This is a genomic window from Bradyrhizobium pachyrhizi (genome assembly GCF_001189245.1).
In the GTDB taxonomy this organism is placed as follows: domain Bacteria; phylum Pseudomonadota; class Alphaproteobacteria; order Rhizobiales; family Xanthobacteraceae; genus Bradyrhizobium; species Bradyrhizobium pachyrhizi.
Genome location: NZ_LFIQ01000117.1, coordinates 408,250 through 433,874, shown reverse-complemented (window position 1 = coordinate 433,874; position 25,625 = coordinate 408,250). Strand labels below are relative to the sequence as shown.

Here is a 25,625-nt window from a genome sequence, read left to right as displayed (position 1 = left end):
GCAATTTGTGTCCGTGCGTTGGGAGAGTCTTAACCATCCGGATTGCCGGGGCCCTGTCGCAGGGCCCCGCCACATCGCCGCTCAGGTTCCGGTCCGCTGCAGGCCGTCGGCCGCGTCGCTGCGCAGGTTGCGGAAGAACTGCTCGACCTCGCGCGACAGCGTCTCGGCGGTTGTGGTCAGATCGTTCGAGGCCGCGAGCACCGATTCCGCCGCCTTGCTGGTCTGGTCCATGTCATCGCGGAGCGAGCCGACATTGGTGACCAGGGTCTCGTTGCCCTGGGCGGCCATCTGGGCATTGGCGGAGATTTCGCGCGTCGCCGCGTCCTGCTGGCCGATCGCGCTCGCGATGTTCGCGGTGACGTTGCTGATCTCGCGCACCGCCTGACCGATCTCGCGCACAGCGGCTACCGAGTTGCGGGTCGAGGCCTGGATCAGGCCCACATTCTCGCTGATCTCGGCGGTTGCCTTCGCGGTCTGGCCGGCCAGCGCCTTGACCTCGTGCGCGACGACGGCGAAGCCACGGCCGGCATCGCCGGCGCGGGCGGCTTCGATGGTGGCGTTGAGGGCGAGCAGGTTGGTCTGCTCGGCGATCGCCTGGATCAGGCTCAGCACCCCGTCGATGCGCTGGGTGGTGGCGGCAAGGCCCTCGATCTCGTTGATCGAGCGATCGGTGCGCGCACCGGCCTGATCGACTGCGCCGGACGACCGCTTGACCTGGCGGCCGATCTCCTCGACCGAGGCGGAGAGTTCTTCGGCCGCGCCCGCCACCGCGGAGACGTTGCTCGAAGCCTGTTCGGTGGCGCCTGCCGCCGCCACCGCGCGGCCGCTGGCGTCCGACGCGACGGTTGCGATGGTCTGCGCGGTTTGACGCATCGTCGCGGCGTTGTCGTGCACCGCGCGGAGCACCTCGCCGATCGTGCCACGGAACGCTTCGACGAAGGTCTCGATATGCCGGCCGCGCGCGTCGCGCGCCTCGGAATCCTGTACGACCTGCGCGTTCAGGCTGCGATTGCCGTCCATCGCTTCCTGGAAGATTTTGATGGCGCGTGCCAGTGCGCCGATCTCGTCGCTGCGCCCGACATGCGGTACTTCGACATGGTCGGTGCCCTCGGCGACGTGCTTGATCGTCGTGGTGATCTGCGACAGCGGCCGGGCCACCGAGCGGGCGATGATCAGCACGCCGAGTACCACCACAATCAAGGCCGCGGCGCCGAGGCCGGTCAGCACCAGCGCCATCGTGCGGTTGGTGTCGGTCTCCCGCGCCAGCTTCTTGCTGCGCTCGGCATAGACCTTGGAGAGCGCCTCGAGATCCTTGTTCAGCGCGGTGCGCACGTCGCGATTGGCGTCGTTGTCGCCCCACTCCCGCCCGGCTGCGGCGCCGATCTCGATGCCGCGGCGTACCAGCTCCTTGCGGAAATCGATGAACTGCTCGATGCGCTTCTTGAACACCGCGAACTGGGCGGCGTCGTCGGCCTGCACCAGGGTTTCCCAGTTTTTTACCACGCCGAGAATGCGTTCGTTGAACGCCAGCAGCCCGTCGCCGTATTTCTTCACGGCCGCCGGATCGGTCGACATGTAGATGCCGCGGGATTCCATCACCACGGCATAGACCAGCGAATTGACCCGCTCGACATTGAGTGCGGCACGGCTTGCGAGGTCGACGGCCTCGGTCAGATCGGCATTGCGCCGCGCATTGTATTCGGACAGGAAGGTGATGGCCGCGGTCAGCGCCGCAATCAGCGCAAACGTCGAGTACAGCCTGGCAGCAAGCGAGAATCGGGATGCCATTGGCGGCCGGGACATGGAGACGGGGGATGTGACGGGGGCGGGCATTGCGGGGCACTCCAAGAGGCCGGGGAGTACCTTCGGCCGATTAAAGCTTATGCAAAATTTTCATGGACAATTTCTTAACGCGCGAGTTTTGTGCAGCCGCAACCGTTAAAATCTGTAAATAATCCCAATGCCTTATCGGCAGCTTTGAGTCTGCCGGGTGCCCGCGGCTTGCGGCGGCGCCGATGATGCGCCGCCGTCATCGCCAACGGCGCCGGCACGCGGGGCGAAACCGCTGGCACGCCTTTCGCAAAGAGGTGCTAGGTTGTGCTGCCCCAGCCCGCGACGAACCTCCCATGCTCTATCGTCACACCATCGACGCCACCAATTATGCATTCGACGATCTGCGCATCCTGCTTGCCAAGGCCTCGCCGCCGCGTTCAGGCGACCGCCTGGCGGGCATCGCGGCCGACAGCGCGGAGGAGATGATCGCCGCACGGCTTGTGCTGGCGAATGTTCCGCTCAAGCAATTCCTCGATGAGCCTGTCATCCCCTATGAGGATGACGAAGTCACCCGCCTGATCCTCGACAGCCACGACGTTGCCGGCTTTCTGCCGGTGTCGTCGCTCACCGTCGGCGGATTCCGCGACTGGCTGCTGTCGGATGCCGCCGGCGGGGAAGCGATCAAGAAGATCTCGCGCGGCATCACGCCAGAGATGGTTGCGGCGGTGTCGAAGCTGATGCGCAACCAGGATCTGATCCTGGTCGCGAAGAAATGCGAGGTGACGACCCGCTTCCGCAACACCATCGGTTTGCGCGGGCGAATGAGCACGCGGCTGCAGCCGAACCATCCTTTCGACGATCCCAAGGGCATCACCGCCTCGATTCTCGACGGGCTGCTGCTGGGAGCGGGCGATGCCTGCATCGGCATCAATCCGGCGAGCGACGATCCGAAGGTCATCGGCACCCTGCTGCGGCTGTTGGACGACATCATCACGCGGCTCGAGCTTCCGACGCAGGGATGCGTGCTGACCCATGTCACGACCACGCTCGGACTGATCGGGCAGGGGCTGCCGGTCGATCTCGTGTTCCAGTCGATCGCCGGCACCGAGGCGGCCAATCGCAGTTTCGGCGTCGACCTCTCGCTGCTGCGGGAGGCCCGGGAAGCGGGGCTGTCGCTGCGCCGCGGCACGGTCGGTGACAGTGTGATGTATTTCGAGACCGGGCAGGGTTCGGCGCTGTCGGCCAATGCCCATCACCAGGTCGATCAGCAGACGTGCGAGGCGCGGGCCTATGGGGTGGCGCGCGCGTTCGATCCGCTGCTCGTCAACAGCGTGGTCGGCTTCATCGGTCCTGAGTACCTCTATGACGGCAAGGAAATCATCCGCGCCGGGCTCGAGGACCACTTCTGCGGCAAGCTGCTCGGCCTGCCGCTCGGGATCGACGTCTGCTATACCAACCACGCCGAGGCGGACCAGGACGATATGGACAATCTCCTGACGCTGCTTGCGGCGGCCGGCGTGAACTTCATCATGGGCGTGCCGGGCGCGGATGACGTCATGCTGAACTATCAGTCGACATCGTTTCACGATGCGCTCTATGTCCGCGACCTGTTCGGCCTGAAGCGGGCCCCCGAATTCGACGACTGGCTCGCGCGCGTCGGCCTTGCCGGGCAGGACTTCCGCCTCCTTGCCGATGCGGGGCGGTTGCCCGATCTCGCTGTCAGGCTGCTGACCTGAGGGGGATAGCGAAATTCTGCAGAGCAACTATCTCGCCGATGTGACGTTAGTAAGTGCCACAATGTTGAAGAATTTCTGGCCCAGCGTTCCACGCCATGGTTAGATTTGCGGGTGCTTCGGGGTCGATTGATGAGAGCTGAGGGCATAAAGACAGTTCGGCGTATCCTCTGCGTCTTTCCGCGCTATACGTCGTCCTTTGGGACCTTCGAGCACGCCTACCCCCTCACTGACGGCGTCAAGGCGTTCATGCCGCCGCAGGGCCTGCTGCTGATCGCCGCATACCTTCCCGAGAACTGGCCGGTGCGTTTCATCGACGAGAACCTGCGTCCGGCGACGGCGGAGGATTTCGAGTGGGCGGATGCCGTGTTCGTCAGCGGTATGCATATCCAGCGCCAGCAGATGAACGACATCTGCCATCGCGCGCATGACCATGACCTGGTGGTCGCGATCGGCGGCCCGTCGGTGAGTGCTTGCCCGGACTACTATCCCTCATTCGACTACCTCCACGTCGGCGAGCTCGGCGATGCGACCAATGAACTGATCAAGCGTCTGGCTGATGATACCAGCCGTCCCGAAGAGCAGGTGGTGCTGACGACCGTCGACCGGCTGCCGATGACGGATTTCCCGCTGCCGGCCTATGAGCTCGCCGAAACGAAGAAGTACTTTCTCGGCAGCATCCAGTTCTCCTCGGGCTGCCCCTATCAGTGCGAGTTCTGCGACATCCCGGGGCTCTATGGCCGCAATCCGCGCCTGAAGTCGCCGCAGCAGATCATCGCCGAGCTCGACAAGCTGCGCGCGTGCGGTGCCACCGACACCGTGTATTTCGTCGACGACAATTTCATCGGTAACCGCAAGGCGGCGAGCGAGCTGTTGCCGCACCTGATCGAGTGGCAGAAGCGGACCGGATATGTCACGCGCCTCGCTTGCGAGGCGACGCTCAACATCGCCAAGCGCCCCGAGATCCTGGAGAAGATGCGCGAGGCCTTCTTCGTGACGATCTTCGTCGGCATCGAGACGCCCGATCCCGACGCGCTGAAGGCCATGCACAAGGATCAGAACATGATGGTTCCGATCCTCGAGGGCGTGCGCACCATCAATTCGTTCGGCATGGAGGTCGTCTCCGGCATCATCATGGGGCTCGATACCGACAAGCCCCAGACCGGCGACGCGTTGCTCTCCTTCGTCGAGGAGTCGCGGATTCCGCTGCTCACCATCAACCTGCTGCAGGCGCTGCCGAAGACGCCATTGTGGGATCGGCTCGAAAAAGCCGGGCGGCTGATCGATGACGAGGGCCGCGACTCCAATGTCGAGTTCCTGCTGCCCTATGAGGACGTGGTCAGTTCGTGGCGCAAATGCATGGAAGTTGCCTACGAGCCGAAGAGGCTGTTCGCGCGCTATTTGCATCAATGCAACTACACCTATGCCAATCGCATCAAGGTGCCGGTCAGCCCGGAGATGAAGAGCTGGGCCAACATCCGGCGCGGACTGATCATGCTCCGCAACATCTTTTGGAAGGTCGGCGTGCTCGGCGACTACAAGCGCGTGTTCTGGAAGTTTGCGCTCGGCCGGCTCAAGCGCGGCGACATCGAGGGGTTGATCTCGGCGACGCTGGTTGCGCATCATTTGATCACCTTTGCGCGTGCAGCCTCCAGCGGCCGGCAGAACGCCTCGAACTACTCGATCCGGCTGCGCGAGGCTTCTGTCCCCGCCGAATAGCAGCATGACGACACCGCCGGCGCCCTTGTCCCCTTCGCTTGCCGATCTGCGCGAGCTCACGCCGGCGCGCGTCGGCCTTGGCCGGTCCGGGGCCAGCCTGCCGACCGATGCGCTGCTGTCGTTCACGCTCGACCATGCCCGCGCCCGCGACGCTGTCCACGCCGCCTTCGATGTCAGAGGGATCGCGGCCGGTCTTGCCGGCCTCGGCATCACGCCGCTTGAGGTGTCGAGCCAGGCGCACAGCCGGCGCGACTATCTGCGGCGGCCCGATCTCGGGCGCATGCTGGATTCTGCGTCGCGGCGGTCGCTCGAGACCTGCGCCATCACCGCATGCCCCTGCGCCATCGTGATCGGAGACGGCCTGTCGCCGACGGCGGTCAATGTGCATGCCGTCGAATTGATCCGGCATCTCGTGCCGCGCTTGGCGGCCGACAAGATCGACGCCGGCGCGGTGATCGCAGCGTCCGGGGCGCGGGTAGCGCTCGGTGACGAGATCGGCGCCATCATCGGCGCGCGCATGCTGGTGATGCTGATCGGCGAACGGCCGGGCCTGTCCGCACCCGACAGCCTCGGCGCCTATCTCACCTTCGCCCCGCGGATCGGCCTCACCGATGCCGACCGCAACTGCATCTCCAACATCCACCGTGCCGGGCTGAGCTATGCGGAGGCCGCATTCAGGATTTCGTGGCTTGTGCGCGAGGGCCTGGCACGCCAGATCACAGGGGTCGCGTTGAAAGATGAAAGCGGCGGTGGATCGTCGAGGAATGCGCTACCAGGGTGTGACAAATCAGATACTTAATGGCGGGGATCGGCGGTTCCCTGTCGATTTGCCTCGCCCCTCGCGCTTGCGAGCAAAGGGTCGGGCAGGTAAAACCGGCGCCGGTCAATATTCGCGTGTTTTCAAGGACTAGCGCCGATCAGTTGCGCTCACCCGCCTCATTCGCGCCCCTAGACCCAAGCTAGACAGATTGAGCCGTTTTCAGAACTGGACAGGGCATGCTCGAAAAGAATTCCGAAAGTCAGGTCCACGTCGAGAAGATCGAAGAGCCGCGGTCGGGCCTCAGCATCGCGTTCGGGATCGAACGTCTCGGCCTGATCCCGATGCGGGCGCCGATCCTGTCCTGCATTGTCCTCGTTCTGTTGCTGATCGGCGCGGTGTTCGGGGTGCACCGGATCAAGATCGACGACTCGCTTTCGCAGCTGTTCCGCTCCGACTCCAAGGACTACAAGCAATATGAGGCGGTGACCAAGCGCTTCCCGGCGACCGAGTTCGACGTCCTCGTCGTGGTCGAAGGCAAGACGCTGCTCGCCCGCGACAATCTCGAAAAGCTGCGCGACATGGTCACCGACCTGCAGCTCGTCGAGGGCGTGCGCGGCCTGGTGTCGCTGTTCTCGGCGCGGCAGGCGCCGGAGCCCGGCAAGCTGCCGGCGGCGCTGTTCCCGAATGAACTTCCCGAGGGCGCGGCCTACGACAAGTTCGTCGAGACCGTGAAAAGCAACGAGATCATCCGCGGCAAGCTGCTGTCGGAGGACGGCACGCTCGCGCTGATCGTGCTGTCGCTCGAGCCCGAAGTGGTCGGCAGCAACAAGCTCAGCAAGGTGGTCGGCGACATCAGGAAGATCATGGCCGACGATCTCGGCGGCAGCGGGCTCAATGCGCAATTGTCCGGCGTGCCGGTCATGCAGCTCGAGATCCGCAATGCGGTCGAGCGCGACGGCCTGACCTACAACATCCTTGGCATCCTCGCCGGCTGCATCATCGCCATCATCTTCTTCCGCAAGATATCCTTCATGGTGGCGGCGGCGTTCCCGCCGATGATCGCGATCCTGCTCGCGCTCGGCGGCCTCGGCTGGGCCAATTTCAATCTCAACATGTTCCTCAACGTGATGACGCCGCTCATCATGGTGATCAGCTTCTCCGACTCGATGCAGCTGACATTCGCAGCGCGCGACCGGCTGATCGCCGGGCAGGACAAGTTCACCGCGTTCAAGAATGCGGTGCTGGTGGTCGGTCCCGCCTGCGTGCTGACGCACGGCACGGCCGGAATTTCCTTCATCGCGCTGCAGTTTTCGGATTCCGATCTGATCCGCAAGTTCGGCGAGGCCGGGCTAGCCGCGACCATCATCGCGCTGATCGCGGTGCTGTCGCTGGTGCCGGTGTTCGGCGTGCTGTTCGTGCGCAACGAAAAGATCTTTGCGGTCAAGTTCCAGAGCGCGGATGCCGGCGTGCAGGCGCTGCGCAATTTCTGCTACTGGATCGCGGTGCGCATGGTCGGCCGTCCCGGGCTGTTCAGCCTGCTGGCGCTGATCGTGGTCGGCGGCCTCGGCATCATCTACGCCAATCTCGAGCCGCGCTACCGGCTCGCCGATCAGGTGCCGGACAAGCGGCAGGCGGTCGCGGCGTCGAGCCGGCTCGACGCCAAGCTGACCGGCGCCAATCCGATCGACGTGCTGATCGAATTCCCCAAGGGCGCCTCGCTCTACGCACCCGATACGCTGAAGACGATCGCCGACGTCCACGCGATGGTCGAGAAGACCGCGGGCGTCGGCAACGTCTGGTCGCTGGAAACCCTGCGGCGCTGGCTTGCGGAGAAGGCCGGCTCGTCCGACGTCGCGACGTTGAAGGAATATGTCGACCTGATCCCCGAGCATCTGGTGCGGCGTTTCATCTCCAAGGATCAGGATGCGGTGGTGGTCTCGGGCCGCGTGCCGGACCTCGATTCCAGCCAGATCCTGCCGGTGGTCGACAAGCTCGACAAGGAGCTCGACAAGGTGCGGGCCGAGCATCCCGGCTATGAGATCGCGGTCACCGGTCTGTCGGCGATCGCGGCGCGCAACAGTGCCAGCATGATCGAGAAGCTGAACCGCGGCCTCACCGTCGAGTTCGCACTGGTCGCGATCTTCATCGGCCTCGCGTTCCGCTCGATCGTGGTGATGTTCTCCTGCATCCTGCCGGGCATCTTCCCGGTGGTGCTGTCGGGCACCGTGCTGTGGCTGCTCGGGGAGGGGCTGCAATTCGCCAGCGTGGTGGCTTTGACGGTGTCGTTCGGTCTCGGCCTCAGCGCCACCATCCACTTCCTCAATCGCCTGCGGCTCGAGACCAAGCCGGGTGTCACGCCGGAACTTGCGGTGGAGCGCGCCACCGTCCTGGTCGGCCCTGCGCTGATCCTGACCACGGTGGTGTTGGCCTGCGGCCTCGTCGTCACCGTGTTCTCCGACCTGCCGTCGCTGCGCCTGTTCGGCTGGCTCAGCGCGTTCTCGATGGTGGCGGCCCTGGTCGCGGACCTTTTTATCCTGCGGCCGACCTCGATGTTCCTGATCAACCTGTCGCAAAAGCTCCACGGCAGGGGCGGCCAGCCTGCGCCGATCGAAAAGGCCTAATCGGCGAACAAGCAAAAAGCTGCAGCAAAAAGACCCGGTTCCGAAGCGTTCGGAACCGGGCCTTTTGTATCTCGCGGGCGCAATCGGCCGGGAGCGTCAGCTCTTCGTCATCGTGATCGAGACACCGCGGATCTCACCCTTGGAGTCGATCTGCACGACCTGCTTGGAGCCGTTGGTCTGCAGGTTCAGGTTCGCGGCAAAGCCGGACGCCTCGACGAACACGTCGATCCGCCCGCCGCCCGCGGTGCCCTGCAGATTGCCGAAGATGTTGCGGCTCGCCTCGCTCCAGTTGCCGGAGATCCGGTCGCCCTGGCTGGTGACGTCGCTGGAGAGGTCGAACTTGTAGCTGTCGCTGGCGCAATGCAGGGACTGCTTCAGACTCATGCCCGACGGTGCGACCTTGTAATCCGCCTTGCAACGAATCCGTTCAGTCGTGCCGTTGGACAGCGCGACCGTACCGGTTCCGGTCCACGAGCCGGCAAAGCCGGCAAACGGCCCGCTGGCCTGGGCGTGGACGGCGGAGGCAGAGAGCATCAGTGCGGCGCCGACGCCCACAGCCCTGAGAGCCTGACCATAAAGGCTGGAACCAAACCGTTTCATTGTGAATTTTCCCATCAAAATCAACGCTTCCTACGCAAGAAAGCGTCTCGCCGCATCGAAGGTTTAGTGTCACCGAAGAATGTTAGGTTCAAACGACAGAAACGGCGCGCGGCGCCCGTATTGTCATCGAACAGAATCAGAAACCGTCGCTTCGTGACGGCATGTAGCTTTGCGCAAGTACTATCCGCAATAGCCGAACGCGACAAAGTGATGGCACGAATCGCCATTGCGAATCAATTACTTATGTAGGGGTTTACAGCGCCGCAAATTTAGCCGCATTTAGCGGTGCTTGTCGTCAATCCATTGCCGCGTTACGTGGCGTCTGCAATCCCCAAAATCCGTCCCGGCCATGCCGAAGCGCTTTTCGGGAACAGATTTTCTGCTGTCGGAAATGAAGGAATACGATGCGTAAATTTCTCTTGGCTCTTGCCCTGTTGTCGATCCCGCTCTCGTCCAGCGCCTTCGCCCAGCAGACGCGCGGGACACCCGATGAGCAGAAGGCCTGCACGCGCGACGTGCAGCGTCACTGCCGCGCCGTGATCGATCAGGGCGATTTCACCATTCTCGCCTGCCTGCAGCAGAACCGTAGCAAGATCAGCGCCGCCTGCGACCAGGTGCTGAAGACCCACGGCCAGTAAGGCCGGTTCGGGCCCCATGGATCGCCGCAAGGCCCGTGCTCGGCATTTGTGCCGGCCACGGGCTTCATATGCTGGCGGTCACGGACAGCATTGGTTTTGGTGGCATATTCCCCTATATGGGGCTCGCAAATCCCCCGCATGCGCTGACCTTTCGCGCCTGCGTCGTGCCATGACCAGTGTAGCCCAAATTTCCCATGACCACCGCGAGCGACCTGCGATCCGGAAAGACCCACCGCGACGAGAATTTCCCGGTCGCGTCGTGGATCATTCATCCGCGGCATCGTGCCCTGATCCTGGCCTTCTATAATTTCGTCCGCACCGCCGACGATATCGCCGATCACGCCACGCTGCAGCCTGCGGAGAAGCTGCGCTACCTCGACCTCATGGAGGCCGAGCTGCTTGGCAATGGCGACACCCAGAAGGAAGCGGTCAATCTGCGCCGCGCCTTCGCCGAGCGCGGCATGCCGCCGCGGCACGCGCTCGACGTGCTGGTGGCGTTCCGCCTCGACGTCACCAAGCTGCGTTACGAGAACTGGGACGACGTGATCGATTATTGCCGGTACTCAGCGATGCCGGTCGGGCGGTTCATGCTCGACGTGCACGGCGAGGATACCTCTACCTGGGCGGCATCGGACGCGCTCTGCGCCGGGCTGCAGATCAACAACCATCTGCAGGACTGCGGCAAGGACTACCGCAACCTGAATCGTGTCTATTTGCCGCGCGATGCCCTGGTCGCCGCGGGCGCGACCGTCGAGATGCTCGGCGAGACGAAGTCGCAGCCGGCCCTGCTCAAATGCCTGCAGGCGCTCGCCGTGCGTACCGAGGCGCTGCTCGACCAGAGCAAGTCGCTCGCCGCCGAGGTGAAGGATTTCAGGCTGGGGCTCGAAATCTCCGTGATCCAGGCATTCGCCGACAAGATCGTCAACATGCTGAAGGTGCGCGATCCGCTCAGCGAGCGCGTGCATCTGAGCCCGCTCGAACTGCTGCTGCAGAGCCTTGGCGGCGTCGCCGGCGAGACGGCGCGGCGTGCGACCGGACGGCGTGCGGTCTCCAAATCGGCGGCTGGCGCATGAGCGTTGAGGCGGCGGCCAACGCAAATTACGGAAGCACCGCGTCGGGCAGCTCGTTCTACGCCGCGATGCGCATTCTGCCGCGCGCGCAGCGCGAGGCGATGTTCCAGATCTACAGCTTCTGCCGGCAGGTCGACGACATTGCCGATTCCGACGGCCCGCGGCCGCAGCGGCTGGCCGCGCTGCAGCAGTGGCGCGACGATATCGATGCGCTCTATGCGGGGCATCCGCCGGAGCGGCTGAAGGACTATGTCGCCTCGGTGAAGACCTTCGGCCTGAAGCGCGAGGATTTTGTCGCGATCGTCGACGGCATGGAGATGGACGTGCCGCAGGACATCCGCGCGCCGGATCTCGCGACGCTCGATTTGTATTGCGATCGCGTCGCGAGCGCGGTCGGCCGGCTGTCGGTGCGCGTGTTCGGCCTGCCCGAGGACGACGGCATCCAGCTCGCCTATCACCTCGGCCGCGCGCTGCAGCTCACCAACATCCTGCGCGACATCGACGAGGATGCCGGCCTCGGCCGGCTCTATCTGCCGCGCGAATGGCTCTGGCATGCCGGCATCACCAATAACGATCCGGCCCGCGTCACCGCCGACCGCGCGCTGCCGAAAGTGTGCGCGCCGCTGGCCGAGCGAGCCAAGATGCATTTCCAGAAATCCGACGAGATCATGAAGCGCAATTCGCGCCGCGCCGTGCGCGCGCCGCGGATCATGTCGAAATACTACCGCGCGATTCTTGATCTCCTGATCGCGCGCGGCTTCACCGCCCCGCGCGCGCCGGTACGTGTGTCCAAGGCCGCCAAGATCGGCATCCTTCTTCGTTACGCGATCATCTGATGCAAAAGACCGTTCATATCATCGGTGCCGGCATTTCCGGCCTCTCCGCGGCCGTGCGCCTCGCCAATGGCGGCTATAGGGTGTTTGTCCATGAGGCGACGCAGCAGGCCGGAGGCCGCTGCCGCTCCTATTTCGACGCGGCCACCAATCTCACCATCGACAATGGCAACCATCTGTTGCTGTCGGGCAACCGCCATGCGCTGAGCTATGCGCGCGCGATCGGCACCGAGGCCGGCCTCGTCGGGCCCGCGCGCGCGCAGTTTCCGTTCGTCGATCTTGCCAGCGGCCGGCGCTGGCAGCTCGACCTCGGCGATTCCCGCCTGCCGCTGTGGGTGTTCGACGAGACGCGCCGCGTCCCGGACACCAGCCTGCGCGACTATCTTGCCTTAGCGCCGCTGGCCTGGGCCGGCACCGGCGCGCTGGTCGGCAACACCATTCCCTGCAAGGGCACGCTGTATGACCGCCTGGTGCAGCCGCTGCTGCTCGCTGCGCTGAATGTCGATCCCCCGGAGGGCTCGGCCGGGCTCGCCGGCGCCATCGTGCGCGAGACGCTGCTTGCGGGCGGGCAGGCCTGCCGTCCGTTGATCGCGCGCGACGGCTTGAGCTCGGTTCTGATCGAGCCGGCCGTGAAGCTGCTGCAGGAGGGCGGCCACAGCGTCCGGTTCAGTCACGAATTGCGTGCGCTCGGCATGTCGGGTGGCCGCATCACTGAGCTTGATTTTGGTAATGGCGACAAGGTCGCGCTGGGAGCCGACGACGCCGTCGTGCTTGCGGTGCCGCCGCGCGCCGCGGCGGCGCTGCTGCCCGGCCTGAAAACTCCGACCAAATTCCGCGCCATCGTGAACGCGCATTTCCGCGTTGATCCGCCGCGCGACGCCGCGCCCATTCTCGGCGTGGTCGGCGGCCTCGTGGAGTGGCTGTTCGCGTTCCCGCAACGGCTGTCGGTGACGATCAGCAACGGCGACCGCCTGGTCGACATGCCGCGCGAGGAGCTCGCGCTGGCGATCTGGCAGGAAATCTGCGAGGCCTTGGGGGTTTCCGGCGACCTGCCGCCCTGGCAGATCGTGCGCGAGCGCCGTGCCACATTTGAGGCGACGCCGGAACAGAATGCCCTGCGTCCGGGGCCCGCGACGGCGCAAAAAAACCTGTTCCTTGCCGGCGACTGGACTGCTACCGGGTTGCCGGCAACCATCGAGGGATCGGTGCGATCCGGTGATCGCGCCGCAGATCTGGTTCTGGCCAGACGTTAGATTCGACCTGTTGGCGCGTTTTCGAGCGAAGTGGCTACCGGTTCGCGTGAAGCAAACGCGACTGAACAAAAGGACAAGAGCTGATCCGGTGCAATCGGATCAGCTCTGGAGCGGCCGCGGCTTTCGATCAGCCGGCCCGCGATGAAGAGGATATCGAGCGAAATGCTTGCGAGAGATCACAGCGTTGCAGTCGACCCGGTCGCGCTGGAGAAGAGCATCTCCAAGGCAACCGAAGCGCTGCTCGGCTATCGCCAGTCCGACGGACATTGGGTGTTCGAGCTCGAGGCCGACAGCACCATTCCGGCCGAGTACATCCTGCTGCGCCACTATCTGGCCGAGCCGATCGATGCCGGGCTGGAGGCCAAGCTCGGTAACTATCTGCGTCGCGTCCAGGGCGCGCATGGCGGCTGGCCGCTGGTGCATGACGGCCCGTTCGATATGAGCGCCAGCGTGAAGTCCTACTTCGCGCTGAAGATGATCGGCGATTCCGTCGACGCGCCGCACATGGTGCGGGCGCGCGAGGCGATCCGTTCGCGCGGCGGTGCTTCGGGCAGCAACGTGTTCACGCGCTTCCTGCTTGCGCTCTATGGCGTCGTGACCTGGCGCGCGACGCCGGTGCTGCCGATCGAGATCATGCTGCTGCCGATGTGGTCGCCGTTCCACATCAACAAGATCTCCTACTGGGCGCGCACCACCATGGTGCCGCTGATGGTGCTTGCCGCGCTGAAGCCGCGTGCGAAGAATCCGAAAGGCGTCGGCATCGACGAGCTGTTCCTGGAGGATCCGAAATCGGTCCGCATGGCGCCGAAGGCGCCGCATCAGAGCGCGAGCTGGTTCTATCTGTTCCGCTCGCTCGACGCCGTGCTGCGGGTGATCGAGCCGATGTTTCCGAAGAGCCTGCGCCAACGCGCGATCGATGCCGCGCTCGCCTTCACCGAAGAGCGGCTGAACGGCGAAGACGGCATGGGCGCGATTTATCCGCCGATGGCCAACATCGTCATGATGTATGAGGCGCTCGGCAAGGACGAGAATTTCCCGCCGCGTGCCATCACCCGCCGCGGCATCGACAAGCTGCTCGTGATTAGCGAGCACGAGGCCTATTGCCAGCCCTGCGTCTCGCCGGTGTGGGACACCGCGCTGGCCTGTCATGCGCTGCAGGAAGCGGGCGGCGACGCTACCCTTGCCAAGGCCAGGCAGGGCCTCGACTGGCTGAAGCCGCGCCAGGTGCTGGAGCTGAAGGGCGATTGGGCGGTCAAGGCGCCGAACGTCCGCCCGGGCGGCTGGGCGTTCCAGTACAACAACGACCACTATCCCGATCTCGACGACACCGCGGTGGTCGTGATGGCGATGGATCGCGTGCGGCGTCATACCGGAACCAGGGAATATGACGAGGCCATCGCGCGCGGCCGCGAGTGGATCGAGGGGCTGCAGAGCCGCGACGGCGGCTGGGCCGCGTTCGACGTCAACAACCTCGAATATTACCTCAACAACATCCCGTTCTCCGATCACGGCGCATTGCTCGATCCGCCGACCGAGGATGTCACCGCGCGCTGCATCTCGATGCTGGGCCAACTCGGTGAGACCGTCGAAAGCAGCAAGACGATGGCCGACGGCGTCGCCTATCTGCGCCGTACCCAGCTTGCCGAGGGCTCCTGGTACGGCCGCTGGGGCCTGAACTACATCTACGGCACCTGGTCGGTGCTCTCGGCGCTAAACGTCGCAGGGGTCGATCGCGACGACCCGATGATTCGGAAGGCGGTCGGCTGGCTGGCGTCAGTCCAGAATCAGGACGGCGGCTGGGGCGAGGACGCCGTCAGTTACCGGCTGGATTACAAGGGTTATGAAGTTGCGCCGTCGACCTCCTCGCAAACGGCATGGGCTTTGCTTGGATTGATGGCGGCCGGAGAAGTCGAAAATCCCGCTGTTGCGCGGGGGGTGGAGTACCTAAAGGCAACACAGACGGAAAAAGGGCTGTGGGACGAGCGGCGATACACAGCTACGGGGTTTCCGCGGGTATTTTACTTGCGATATCATGGCTACTCGAAGTTCTTTCCGCTCTGGGCGCTGGCGCGGTATCGAAATTTGAGAAGCACCAATAGCAGGGTGGTAGGGGTCGGGATGTGATTGTTGAGGCGGGGGCCGCCGAGACCGTGGGCAGTAGAATTGATCCTCGGCCGGTATTGATTGTGACTGGATTGGTCCAGGAGGCCCGCATCGCGGCAGGCCCCGGCATGATCGTAATCTGCAGTTCGAGCGATCCACAGCAGCTGCGTGAATTGCTGGCGACGCTGGATCCGACCACCTTCCGTGGCGTGATTTCGTTCGGCGTGGCCGGCGGGCTCGATCCGTCGCTCAAGTCGGGCGACGTCGTGGTCGCGACCGAGGTGATGTCGGGCGATACCCGCTTCCTGGCCGCATCCGCGCTGAACGAAGAGATGATCGCCAGCGCCGCGCTGAAGCGCCGCAGGATCGTCCGCGGCAGTCTCGCCGGCGTGGAAGAGGTGATCGCGGCGAAGGCCTGCAAGGCCGCCCTGCGGTCGATGACGGGCGCAGCCGCAGTCGACATGGAGAGCCATATCGCGGCGGCCTATGCGGCCAAGGCCGGCATTCCGTTTGCCGCGCTACGCGTAATCAGCGATCCCGCGCACCGGGCGCTACCGGAACTTGCGAAATCCGCGGTGAAGCCGAACGGCGACATCGACCTGCGCAAGGTGCTGCGCGGCATCGCGCGCAATCCACGGACGCTGCGCGCGCTGGTGTCGACCGGAATCGACTTCAACCGCGCGCTGCGCTCGCTGCGCAGCTGCCGCGGCTTCCTGCTCGGCAACGACGTGCTGATGCCGGTGGAAGACGTTCTGATCACGGCGAAGGCGGCCTGATCCTCCGCCGGCCCGGGAATGGGTTTCTCGGCGTATCAAGCTCAAAACAAAGGCCCGGTCGCATCGCGATCGGGCCTTTTGCTTTGGTGCGTGAAGGTTTCGTCTGATCCCACGCTGTTCCGGTTCCGCGCGGTCAGCGGGGACTTGCGCGTCGGCTGTGCGGTGAGACCCCCGTATCGCTGTTCCTCGCGTCCGTGGGTCGCGCCTCCAGCCTCTACGCCAGCAGCGCGCCGGCGCCCCGGGAACGGCCCTACGGCCGCAGGGCGCCTGCTCGATACTTGACAGCTACGGCCTATTCGTCCGAGAGTGAACTATGATCCTTTATTCATGAACTAAGGTTCACTATGGCAATTGCTGCGGTTCGTCTCAACCAGCTGGTCGAAACCAAAGCGCGCATTCTCGATGCCGCCAGGGAGGCCGTGGCGCTGAGTGGCTGGAAGGACGCCCAGATCGCCCTGATCGCCTCACGGGCCGGTGTGGCCACCGGCAGCGTGTATCGCTACTTCGACTCCAAGGCGGACCTGTACGCGCAGGTGCTCGGCCTGGTGTCTGAGCGCGAGGTGGCCGTGGTCGCCGCGATCGTCGAGGCGGAAGGCTCGGTGTCCCAATGTCTGGTGGATGCGATCTACACCTTCTCGGTCCGGGCGATGCGCGGCCGCCGCCTGGCCTACGCGTTGATCGCCGAGCCCTGTGAACCCGAGATCGACGCGGCGCGCCTGAAATACCGGGCGGCCCTGGCCGATCAGATCGCAAGGCTGGTCCGGCGCGGCATCGCCGGCGGCGAGTTCGTCGAGATTGACGCGAACGTCGCGGCATCCTGCGTGACCGGCGCCTTCATGGAGGCGCTGGTTGGTCCCCTTGCGCCCGAAGCGGCCCCTGATTCCGACGCGGCGAAGGCGATCGCGCAATCGATCGCGGGGCTTTCCGCGCGCATGCTGTTTCGCCACGCGACGCCTGAACTCACCCCTGTATCGAGAGTCTCCGCATGAACGCGAGCGCCCGGCCGGTTGCCGTCGCTGAAGCGAAAGCCGCTCGGTTTGCGACCCATGACGTGCGCAATCAGGCGTGGCCCGCGCGCGGCTTCAATGCATTCGACGACGACCGCGCGTTGAGTGGCCTGATCGCCACGATCGCGCCGTGGGCGAAAGACAAGCTTTCCGCGCTCGGAGCCCATGCCGGCAGCGAATCCGTGCAGGAGGCGGCACGGCTGGCCAACGAGCACGAGCCGAAGCTCCTGACCCATGACCGGTATGGCAACCGCAATGATTGGGTCGAATTTCATCCGGCCTGGCATCAATTGATGGCGCTGGCGTTCCGGAGCGAGGTGCATAGCCTCGCTTGGTCGACGCGCGAACCACACGGCCATCTGGCGCGCGCGGCGCTGAGCTATCTCTGGAATCAGATCGAGAACGGCGTCGGCTGCCCCACGGGAATGGCGTACGCCGCGATCGCCGGGTTCTCCGGCAAGCCGCAATTCAACCTGTGGCGGGAGCGAACGCTGGCGGCGGACTACGATCCGCGGCGGCTTCCGATCGAGGCCAAGCGCGCCGCGGTCATCGGTTACGCCATGACCGAAAAGCAGGGCGGCTCCGATCTGCGCGAGACCCAGACCACCGCGCGCTTCGTCGAGCGCGGCGCGCATGGCGAGATCTATGCGATCACCGGCCACAAATGGTTCTTCTCGGTGCCGGTGGCCGATGGTTTCTACACGCTGGCACGCACCCAGTCCGGCGTCAGTTGCCTGTTCGTGCCGCGCCTGCTGCCGGACGGTAGCGCCAACCGTATCTACATACAGCGCCTGAAGGACAAATGCGGCAACCGCTCGAACGCATCGAGCGAGATCGAGTACCACGATACGTGGTCGATCCTGGTTGGCGAAGAGGGCCGTGGCATCTCGGAAATCCTTTCGCATGCCCATCTGACGCGGCTCGATTTCGCGGTCGGCTCCGCGGGGTTGATGCGCCAGGCGCTGAGCCTCGCCCTCAACCACGCGCAAACCCGAACCGCCTTCGGCAAGCCGATGTCCGAGCTTCCGATGCAGCGCAACGTGCTCGCCGACCTCGCGCTCGAGAGCGAGGCGGCGATGCTAGGCGCGTTTCGGGTCGCGCGTGCAACCGACGGCCTGCAGACAAGCGAACACGAGCGATTGCTGGCGGGTCGCGACACCCGTGATGAAGTTCTGGAACTGCCAGCGCGCGCCGGCCTTCACCTATGAATGCCTGCAGGTGCATGGCGGCAACGGCTTCATCATGGAGAATCCGATGGCCCGGCTCTATCGCGAGGCGCCATTGAACTCGATCTGGGAAGGCACCTCGAACATGATGTGCATGGACGTTTTGCGCGCCATGCAACGCGATGCGAATTGCCGGGACGCATTCGTTGACGAGTTGCGTGCGAGCAGGGGCCTCAATCCGGTCTATGACCGAAGCACGGACGATCTCGCCGATCGCTTGCGTGCACGATATCCGGACGACGGGCACGCGAGAGCGCTCGTCACCCGCATGGCACATGCGCTGCAGGCCGCCGAGATGCTGAGGCATGGCGACGCCGCTGCCGCCGGTCTGTTCGTGAGATCCAGGCTTGGCGCGGACGGGATACAGGTATTCGGCGGGCTTCCATCGTCGGAAGACCTCAGCCGTATCGTCGAGCGCGCCTCCGTCATCCGTCACTGAGGGGCCAAGTTATGCGTCAGATCGAAGTTTGTGCCGTCAACGATATCCGGGCCGTCGTGGGAGAACAGGAGTGGGCAACCCGCGTCGATCTTGCGGCGTGCTACCGCTTGGTGGCGCTCTACGGAATGACCGACCTGATCTACAACCACATCAGTGCACAGGTCCCGGGCCATCACGATCAGTATCTGATCAATCCCTATGGCATGCTGTACGAGGAAATCACCGCGTCGAGCCTTGTCAAGATCGACATCGAGGGCCGCGCCCTGCTGCAGCCCGACCATGGCTACAACGTCAACGTGGCCGGCTTCTATCTGCACGCCCCGATCCATCGCGCGCGACCTGACGTGAAGTGCGTCCTGCATACCCACACCAGGGCAGGCACCGCCGTCAGCACGCTTGCCGAGGGGCTGCTGCCGCTGTCGCAGACGGCGATGCGGTTTCACGGTCGGATCGGCTATCACGATTTCGAGGGGCCGGCGATCGATCGGGACGAATGCGACCGGGTCGTCGCGGATCTCGGCCGCAACAACGTGCTGGTGTTGCGCAATCATGGCCTGCTGGTTTGCGGCAACACAATTCCGCAGGCGTTCAATGCGATCTACTGGCTGGAGCAGGCCTGCCGGATCCAGGTCGACGCGCTCGGCTGCGGCCAGCCGCTGCATGTGCCGACCGAGATGGCGATCGGCAACACGGTGACCTGCTTTGCCGGCACCGAGATCACACTGGACAATGAGCGCGACACCAATCCGGTGCTGAATGAAGCGGCGCAAAATCTGCAGGCCGGGTACGGTCTGCTGGAATGGCCGGCGCTGCGGCGCAGGCTCGACCGCATCGACGGAAGCTACGCGCAATGAGCACGGCGTTCGCGGCGTTGCGGATCGGCTTCATCGGCGCCGGCCGCGTGGCGCAAACGCTCGCGCCGGCGTTCGCCCGCGCGGGGCTGAATGTCGCGGCGTTCTACAACCGCGGTGCCGATGCCGCGCAGCGGCTCGGATCCCGCATCCCGTCGGCAAGGCCGATGACGGACGCGCAGCAGGTCGTCGACAGCTGCGACATGGTTTTCCTCACCGTGAGCGATGACGCGATCCTGCCGGTCTGCCACGACTTGTGCTGGGAGCCGCGTCACCGCGTGGTTCATTGCAGCGGCGCGACTGAACTGGCCGCGCTCGCTCAGGCCAAATCCGCAGGCGCCGCGACCGGCGGATTTCATCCAATGCAGATGTTCGCCAATCCCGACGTCGCGCTCGAGGGGTTGCGCGGATGCACCGTCGGCATCGAGGCAGAGGGCGACTTCAGGCGCGACCTGGAATTGCTTGCGACCCGCATCGGGTGTGAACCGCTGGCGCTGCCGGCCGGTGCGCGGGCGCTCTATCATGCGTCGGCATATTACGTCGGTCCGTTCCTGATCGCGCTGCTCAAGGAAGGCGTCGAGCTCTGGAAGAGCTTTGGCGCCAGCGAGGCCGACGCGTTGCGCGCGATGATGCCGCTGCTGCGCGGGACTGTCGCGGCTGTTCTCGACGGTGGCCTCGCCAACGGCATGGGCGGCTGCGTGGCGCGCGGCGACGTCGGAACGATCCTCAAGCACCTCCGGGCGCTGGATGAGCGCTTTCCTCCCTCCGGCGCGCTGTATCGCGAGCTCGCCCTGCGCAATGTCCCGCTCGGGATCGAGCGTGGCACACTCAGCGCGCCGCGCGCCGCCGAGATCGAGAAATTGCTTCTGCGCACGAGATTGGAAAAGCAGGCGGCATCCTGATCCAGGAAAAAAGCCCCGGTTCGCTGAACCGGGGCTTTCATGTTTCTGCTTTCGCTCACATCGAGCTTTAGGCGGCGGTCGAGGCCTTCGCTTGCTGCTTGGCGGCGGCGGCCGCTGCCTCGTCGCGGCGGATCTCCGAGAGCTTCTTCTGCACCTGCTCGGCGAAGATGTACTGCGCCGGACGCTGCTTCGACATGTCGATCTCGGGCGCCATCGGGCCTGATGTCCTGATGCCACGCAGCGCGACCCACATCGCCTTGAGCGGATTGTTGATCGCAGCGGTCGCCGCGGTCGGCTCGTAGCCGCAATGGGCCATACAGTCGGCGCACTTCTCGTACTTGCCGGTGCCGTAGGTGTCCCAGTCGGTGGTGTCCATCAGCTCCTTGAAGGTCTTGGCGTAGCCTTCACCGAGCAGATAGCAGGGCTTCTGCCAGCCGAAGATGTTGCGCGCCGGCATGCCCCAGGGCGTGCACTCGTATTCCTGGTTGCCGGCGAGGAAGTCGAGGAATAGGCCGGAATGCATGAAATTCCACTTCTTGCCCTTGCCGAGCGCAAAGACGTCGCGGAACAGCTTCTTGGTCTTGGTGCGGTTGAGGAAGTGCTCCTGGTCGGGCGCACGCTCATAGGCGTAGCCCGGCGACATCGAGACGCCGACGCCGAGCTCGGTGGTGAAATCGAGGAACTTGGCGATCTCCTCGGCCGGGTGACCGTCGAAGATGGTGGCATTGACGTTGACCGTGAAGCCGCGCGCCTTCGCCGCCTTGATCGCCGAGACGGCGCGATCGAACACGCCCTTCTGCGACACCGCCTTGTCGTGATGATCCTTCAGGCCGTCGAGATGCACCGAGAAGAACAAATAGGGCGACGGCTCGAACAGGTCGAGCTTCTTCTCGAGCAGCAGCGCATTGGTGCACAGCGAGACGAACTTCTTACGCGCCACGAGGCCGCGCACGATCTCGCCGATCTCCTTGTGGATCAGCGGCTCGCCGCCGGGGATCGCCACCATCGGCGCGCCGCACTCATCGGCGGCATCCCAGCATTCCTGCGCCGTCATGCGGCGATTGAGGATCGCATCGGGATAGTCGATCTTGCCGCAGCCGACGCAGGCGAGGTTGCAACGAAACAAGGGTTCCAGCATCAGCACGAGCGGATAGCGTTTGCGGCCAAGCAGTTTCTGCTTGATCAGATAACCGCCGATACGCATTTCCTTGAAGAACGGTATAGCCATTAGACGATTTCTTTCTGCACTTATCAAAGGGATGTGGGTTCAGATCAGCCCGCGGTCAGTTCGGCTGGCAGCCGGAATTCGATATTCTCTTCTCGGCCCGGAACGACCGAGACCGATACCGGTCCGATCCGCCGCAGAGCCTCGATCACATCGTCGACCAAAACTTCGGGCGCAGAAGCGCCCGCGGTAATGCCGACGGCCTTCGCATCCTTGAGCCAATCCGGATTGAGTTCGCTCCCATCGGCAATGAGGTAACTCGCGACGCCGACCTCGGTGCCGATTTCACGAAGCCTGTTCGAGTTGGAACTGTTGGCGGCCCCCACCACCAAAATGACGTCAACCAGTTTGCTCAGGTCCCTTACCGCAGATTGGCGGTTCTGTGTCGCATAGCAGATATCCCTGATATCCGGGCCTTGAATATCTGTAAATTTTGACTGAAGAGCCGCGATAATGTCCCTGGTGTCGTCCACGGACAGGGTGGTCTGGGTGATGTAGGCGACCGGCGCATCGCTCGGCAGCCTCAGTTCCGCCACATCCTGGACGCTCTGGACCAGCAGAACCGGCCCCGGAACCTGGCCCATGGTTCCCTCGACCTCGGGATGGCCGGCGTGCCCGATCAGGATCAGGGTGCGGCCCTTCGAGATATAGCGCTTGCCTTGGTTGTGGACCTTGGTGACGAGCGGGCAGGTGGCATTGAGCACCGGCAGGTCGCGGGCTTCCGCCTCCTCCTCGACGCTCCTGGCAACGCCATGGGCACTGAAGACGGTCACCGCCTTGGCCGGCACTTCCGAGAGGTCTTCGACGAAGATCGCGCCCTTCTTCTTCAGGCTCTCGACGACGTGTTTGTTATGCACGATCTCGTGGCGGACATAGACCGGGGGCCCATACTTCTCGAGCGCGCGTTCGACGATCTCGATCGCGCGCACAACGCCCGCGCAAAAGCCGCGCGGCTGAGCAAGAAACACTTCCATCGGACGTCCGTTACGCAAATTGCACCAATCTCGTTCAATGCCCTGCGGCCTTTTCGGCAACGCACTCCACAGGTCGGACGTCGCAACGTCAGTTGCAATGTCCGAGCCATCACAGTTCCTGGACGGGATCTGCGCCCCAAGCGCATGGAAATACAGCGATTTGTGGCAAAAAGGTAGCGGTTCGATGGGGGCGTGGTCACGGACGAGGGGCAGTAGAGGTAACGTGGTATGGGTTTCGACGCCTGCGACCGTCCGTCTCCCTCACTTGTTCGTCACTTTATCGCCCACTGATGCGGTTTATACCGGCCATTCGTGGCCGTTCCTGTGGTTTGGAACCTCCTCGCCGTCCCGTCGAGGAAGACAACCAAAACAACATTAGATCGGTCCCGGGAACTCCGCTACAGAGCGGGCGTTTTCGGCCATGCTTCCCCGAGATTAGAAAGAAACGAAGTGCTGACAAATATTGTCGTCTCCGTTGTTAGAACCTGTACGCGTTTTGCCCTTCCGGTCGTGATCATCTCTGTCCTGTTGTCGATCGGCGCCGGCTTCTACACGGCCCGCAACTTCTCGATCAACACCGACATCAACAAGCTGATCTCGCCGGATCTCGATTGGCGCAAGCGCGACAACCAGTTCGAGGAAGCGTTTGATCGCGAGCGGTTGATCCTGGCGGTGGTCGAGGCTGCGACGCCGGAGCTGACCAGCTCGGCCGCGAAGGCACTCACCGCGAAGCTGCAGGCCGACAAGAAGAACTTCGAGGCGATCACCGCGCTCGGCTCCGGCGAATTCTTCGAGAAGAACGGCCTCTTGTTTCTGCCGACCGAAGAAGTCGGCAAGGTCGCGGGCCAGCTCGAATCGGCCGCACCGTTGATCGAGATCATGGCCGGCGATCCCTCGATACGCGGCCTGACCGGCGCGCTCGAGACAGGCCTTGCCGGCGTCAAGCGCGGGCAGGTCAAGCTCGACAATGCCGCGCCGCCCTTCAACCTGATCTCCGAGACGGTCGAGACCGTCCTCGCCAAGGGCAACGCGACCTTCTCGTGGCGCGAGCTCACCAGCGACAAGCCGCTGACCGATTCGGACAAGCGTGCCTTCATCGAGATCAAGCCGATCATCGACTATTCGGCGCTGGAGCCGGGCAAGGCCGCGACCGATGCGATCCGCCAGGCCGCGGCCGATCTGAAATTCCCGACCGAATATCACGCGCGCGTTCGCCTGACCGGACCCGTGCCGATCGCCAACGAGGAATACGCCACCGTGCAGGACGGCGCGATCACCAACGGCATCGGCACCGTTGTGATCGTGCTGGTCATCCTCTGGATGGCGCTGCATTCCGGCAAGATCATCTTCGCCGTGTTCGTGAACCTGTTCATCGGGCTTGCCATCACCACGGCGGTCGGCCTGATGATGGTCGGCTCGCTGAACCTGCTCTCGATCGCCTTCGCCGTGCTGTTCATCGGCCTCGGGGTCGACTTCGGTATCCAGTTCAGCGTTCGCTACCGCTCCGAGCGGTTCAAGAACGACAATCTGACGCTGGCGCTGGAAAACGCGGCGCGCCGCTCCGCGGTGCCGCTGTCGCTCGCCGCGATGGCGACCGCCGCCGGGTTCCTCTGCTTCCTGCCGACCGACTACAAGGGCATCTCGGAGCTCGGCAAAATCGCCGGCGCCGGCATGCTGGTGGCGTTCGTCACCAGCATCACGGTGCTGCCGGCGCTGCTCGATCTGCTCAACCCGCCCGGCGAGAAGGAGCCGGTCGGCTACGCCTTCCTGGCGCCGCTCGATCTGTTCCTGGAGAAGCATCGCGTTCCGATCATCGTCGGCACGCTGCTGGTCACGGTCGCGGGCCTGCCGCTGCTCCATTACATGAAGTTCGACTTCAACCCGATCAATCTGCGCAATTCCAAAGTGGAATCGATCGCGACCTTCCTCGACCTGAGGAAGGATCCGAACACCGGCGCCAACGCCATCAACGTGATGACGCGCTCGGAAGCCGACGCCAAGAAGATCGAGGCCAAGCTCGAGAAGCTGCCGGAAGTGTCGCGCGTGATGTCGCTCGACAGCTTCGTGCCCGACGACCAGCCGGCCAAGCTGAAGCTGATCGCGCAGGCGGCCAAGACGCTCGGCCCCGCGCTCAACCCGGATTCGGTCGATCCGGCCCCGTCGGATCAGGAGAATGTCGAGTCGCTGAAGAGTTCGGTCGACAGCCTGCGCAAAACCGCGGGCGACGGCAAGGGGCCGGGCGCGGTGGCCGCGCGCCGGCTCGCCGACGCCCTGCAGAAGCTTGCCGATTCGAACCAGGCGACCCGCGACAAGGCGCAGGACGTCTTCGTCGCGCCGATGAAGATCGTGTTCGATCAGCTCCGCAATACGCTGCAGGCCCAGACCGTCACGCTGCAGAATCTGCCGCCGGAACTCGTCAACAGCTGGAAGACCAAGGACGGCCTGATGCGTGTCGAGGTGGAGCCGAAGGGCGATCCGAACGACAACGACAATCTGCGCCGCTTTGCCGACGCCGTGCTCGCCGCCGAGCCGACCGCGATCGGCGGGCCGGTCTCGATCCTGAAGTCGGGCGACGTCATCGTGAAGGCGTTCATCCACGCCGGCATCCTGGCGCTGGTCACGATCGGCCTGCTGCTGTGGCTCACGCTGCGCCGCGTCGTCGACGTGCTGATGACGCTGGTGCCGCTGCTGGTCGCTGGCATCGTCACGCTGGAGATCTGCGTCTTGATCGGGCTGCCGCTCAACTTCGCCAATATCGTCGCGCTGCCGCTGCTGCTCGGCGTCGGCGTGGCGTTTAAGATCTACTATGTCACGGCGTGGCGGCAGGGCAGGACGAATCTGTTGCAGTCGAGCCTGACACGCGCGATCTTTTTCAGCGCGCTGACCACGGCGACCGCGTTCGGCAGCCTGTGGCTGTCGAGCCATCCCGGCACCGCCAGCATGGGCAAGCTGCTGGCGCTCTCGCTCGTCACCACGCTCGCGGCGGTGTTGCTGTTCCAGCCGGCGCTGATGGGCAAGCCGCGCGAGGTCAAGGAGGAGGATATCGCCAACGACGTCACCTGACGCGCTGGCGATTCGCTTTCGAACCGGCTTGGCGGCATGCGCCGCCGAGCCGCGATGTC

The 25,625-nt window shown here is 64.3% G+C and carries 20 protein-coding genes; 16 read left to right on the top strand and 4 right to left on the bottom strand.

Going from position 1 to position 25,625, the window contains the following annotated elements; genetic code table 11:
- Window positions 1–81 precede the first annotated feature (81 nt).
- Window positions 82–1,788: a methyl-accepting chemotaxis protein gene (locus AKL29_RS33790; RefSeq protein ID WP_152977861.1), complete on the bottom strand. Its 1,707-nt coding sequence runs from the start codon at window positions 1,786–1,788 to the stop codon at window positions 82–84.
- A 338-nt stretch (window positions 1,789–2,126) separates the two neighbouring features.
- Here AKL29_RS33790 and AKL29_RS33785 point away from each other — a divergent pair, with 338 nt between their 5' ends.
- The 4 genes from AKL29_RS33785 (at window position 2,127) to AKL29_RS33770 (ending at window position 8,606) form a co-directional block, all read left to right on the top strand.
- Window positions 2,127–3,509 (top strand): ethanolamine ammonia-lyase subunit EutB, encoded by a 1,383-nt coding sequence (locus AKL29_RS33785; protein ID WP_050387141.1) that lies wholly within the window; start codon window positions 2,127–2,129, stop codon window positions 3,507–3,509.
- Window positions 3,510–3,638: 129 nt separating this feature from the next.
- Complete coding sequence (locus AKL29_RS33780; protein ID WP_050387140.1) at window positions 3,639–5,225, top strand: B12-binding domain-containing radical SAM protein; 1,587 nt, start codon at window positions 3,639–3,641, stop codon at window positions 5,223–5,225.
- A 4-nt stretch (window positions 5,226–5,229) separates the two neighbouring features.
- Window positions 5,230–6,024, top strand: coding sequence for an ethanolamine ammonia-lyase subunit EutC (gene eutC / locus AKL29_RS33775; protein ID WP_028331725.1), 795 nt, complete (start codon window positions 5,230–5,232; stop codon window positions 6,022–6,024).
- Window positions 6,025–6,221: 197 nt separating this feature from the next.
- A complete protein-coding gene (locus tag AKL29_RS33770; protein WP_050387139.1) occupies window positions 6,222–8,606 on the top strand; it encodes an efflux RND transporter permease subunit in 2,385 nt (794 codons plus the stop codon).
- A 96-nt stretch (window positions 8,607–8,702) separates the two neighbouring features.
- Here AKL29_RS33770 and AKL29_RS33765 read toward each other — a convergent pair whose 3' ends face one another.
- Entirely contained in the window at window positions 8,703–9,206 is a 504-nt protein-coding gene (locus AKL29_RS33765; RefSeq protein WP_028331723.1) for a hypothetical protein, read from the bottom strand.
- 404 nt (window positions 9,207–9,610) lie between these two features.
- On the opposite strand from AKL29_RS33765, the gene AKL29_RS33760 reads away from it, so the two are divergent.
- From AKL29_RS33760 to AKL29_RS33715, 11 genes are all read left to right on the top strand, one after another.
- The gene (locus AKL29_RS33760; protein WP_028331722.1) at window positions 9,611–9,844 is read left to right on the top strand and encodes a hypothetical protein; all 234 of its coding nucleotides are present in this window, start codon (window positions 9,611–9,613) and stop codon (window positions 9,842–9,844) included.
- 194 nt (window positions 9,845–10,038) lie between these two features.
- Window positions 10,039–10,917 carry a squalene synthase HpnC gene (gene hpnC / locus AKL29_RS33755; RefSeq protein ID WP_050387138.1) on the top strand — a complete coding sequence of 293 codons (879 nt, stop codon included), beginning with the start codon at window positions 10,039–10,041 and terminating at the stop codon, window positions 10,915–10,917.
- Window positions 10,914–11,750 carry a presqualene diphosphate synthase HpnD gene (hpnD, locus tag AKL29_RS33750; RefSeq protein ID WP_050387137.1) on the top strand — a complete coding sequence of 279 codons (837 nt, stop codon included), beginning with the start codon at window positions 10,914–10,916 and terminating at the stop codon, window positions 11,748–11,750. The genes hpnC and hpnD overlap by 4 nt, the downstream gene beginning before the upstream one ends.
- Window positions 11,750–13,000, top strand: coding sequence for a hydroxysqualene dehydroxylase HpnE (gene hpnE, locus AKL29_RS33745; RefSeq protein ID WP_050387136.1), 1,251 nt, complete (start codon window positions 11,750–11,752; stop codon window positions 12,998–13,000). The genes hpnD and hpnE overlap by 1 nt, the downstream gene beginning before the upstream one ends.
- Before the next feature lie 162 nt (window positions 13,001–13,162).
- Window positions 13,163–15,124 carry a squalene--hopene cyclase gene (gene shc / locus AKL29_RS33740; protein WP_050387135.1) on the top strand — a complete coding sequence of 654 codons (1,962 nt, stop codon included), beginning with the start codon at window positions 13,163–13,165 and terminating at the stop codon, window positions 15,122–15,124.
- Window positions 15,121–15,879, top strand: coding sequence for a phosphorylase (locus AKL29_RS33735; protein WP_050387134.1), 759 nt, complete (start codon window positions 15,121–15,123; stop codon window positions 15,877–15,879). The genes shc and AKL29_RS33735 overlap by 4 nt, the downstream gene beginning before the upstream one ends.
- 344 nt (window positions 15,880–16,223) lie before the next feature.
- Window positions 16,224–16,868 carry a TetR/AcrR family transcriptional regulator gene (locus AKL29_RS33730; RefSeq protein WP_050387133.1) on the top strand — a complete coding sequence of 215 codons (645 nt, stop codon included), beginning with the start codon at window positions 16,224–16,226 and terminating at the stop codon, window positions 16,866–16,868.
- Window positions 16,865–18,094 (top strand): acyl-CoA dehydrogenase family protein, encoded by a 1,230-nt coding sequence (locus tag AKL29_RS33725; RefSeq protein WP_202814569.1) that lies wholly within the window; start codon window positions 16,865–16,867, stop codon window positions 18,092–18,094. The genes AKL29_RS33730 and AKL29_RS33725 overlap by 4 nt, the downstream gene beginning before the upstream one ends.
- Entirely contained in the window at window positions 18,051–18,551 is a 501-nt protein-coding gene (locus AKL29_RS46385) for an acyl-CoA dehydrogenase family protein (RefSeq protein ID WP_202814568.1), read from the top strand. The genes AKL29_RS33725 and AKL29_RS46385 overlap by 44 nt, the downstream gene beginning before the upstream one ends.
- Window positions 18,552–18,562: 11 nt before the next feature.
- Window positions 18,563–19,405 carry a class II aldolase/adducin family protein gene (locus AKL29_RS33720; protein WP_050387132.1) on the top strand — a complete coding sequence of 281 codons (843 nt, stop codon included), beginning with the start codon at window positions 18,563–18,565 and terminating at the stop codon, window positions 19,403–19,405.
- Window positions 19,402–20,304 (top strand): Rossmann-like and DUF2520 domain-containing protein, encoded by a 903-nt coding sequence (locus AKL29_RS33715; protein WP_050387131.1) that lies wholly within the window; start codon window positions 19,402–19,404, stop codon window positions 20,302–20,304. Before AKL29_RS33720 ends, AKL29_RS33715 begins: the two co-directional genes overlap by 4 nt.
- A 67-nt stretch (window positions 20,305–20,371) precedes the next feature.
- On the opposite strand, the gene hpnH is transcribed toward AKL29_RS33715, so the two are convergent.
- Together hpnH and ispH are read right to left on the bottom strand one after the other, a co-directional pair.
- Window positions 20,372–21,532, bottom strand: a complete 1,161-nt coding sequence (hpnH, locus tag AKL29_RS33710) for an adenosyl-hopene transferase HpnH (protein WP_028331712.1) — start codon at window positions 21,530–21,532, stop codon at window positions 20,372–20,374.
- 44 nt (window positions 21,533–21,576) lie between these two features.
- Window positions 21,577–22,503 carry a 4-hydroxy-3-methylbut-2-enyl diphosphate reductase gene (gene ispH, locus AKL29_RS33705; protein WP_028331711.1) on the bottom strand — a complete coding sequence of 309 codons (927 nt, stop codon included), beginning with the start codon at window positions 22,501–22,503 and terminating at the stop codon, window positions 21,577–21,579.
- A 450-nt stretch (window positions 22,504–22,953) separates the two neighbouring features.
- Between ispH and hpnN the strand changes: the two genes are divergently transcribed.
- Window positions 22,954–25,566 (top strand): hopanoid transporter HpnN, encoded by a 2,613-nt coding sequence (gene hpnN, locus AKL29_RS33700; protein WP_028331710.1) that lies wholly within the window; start codon window positions 22,954–22,956, stop codon window positions 25,564–25,566.
- The last annotated feature ends 59 nt before the right edge of the window (window positions 25,567–25,625 follow it).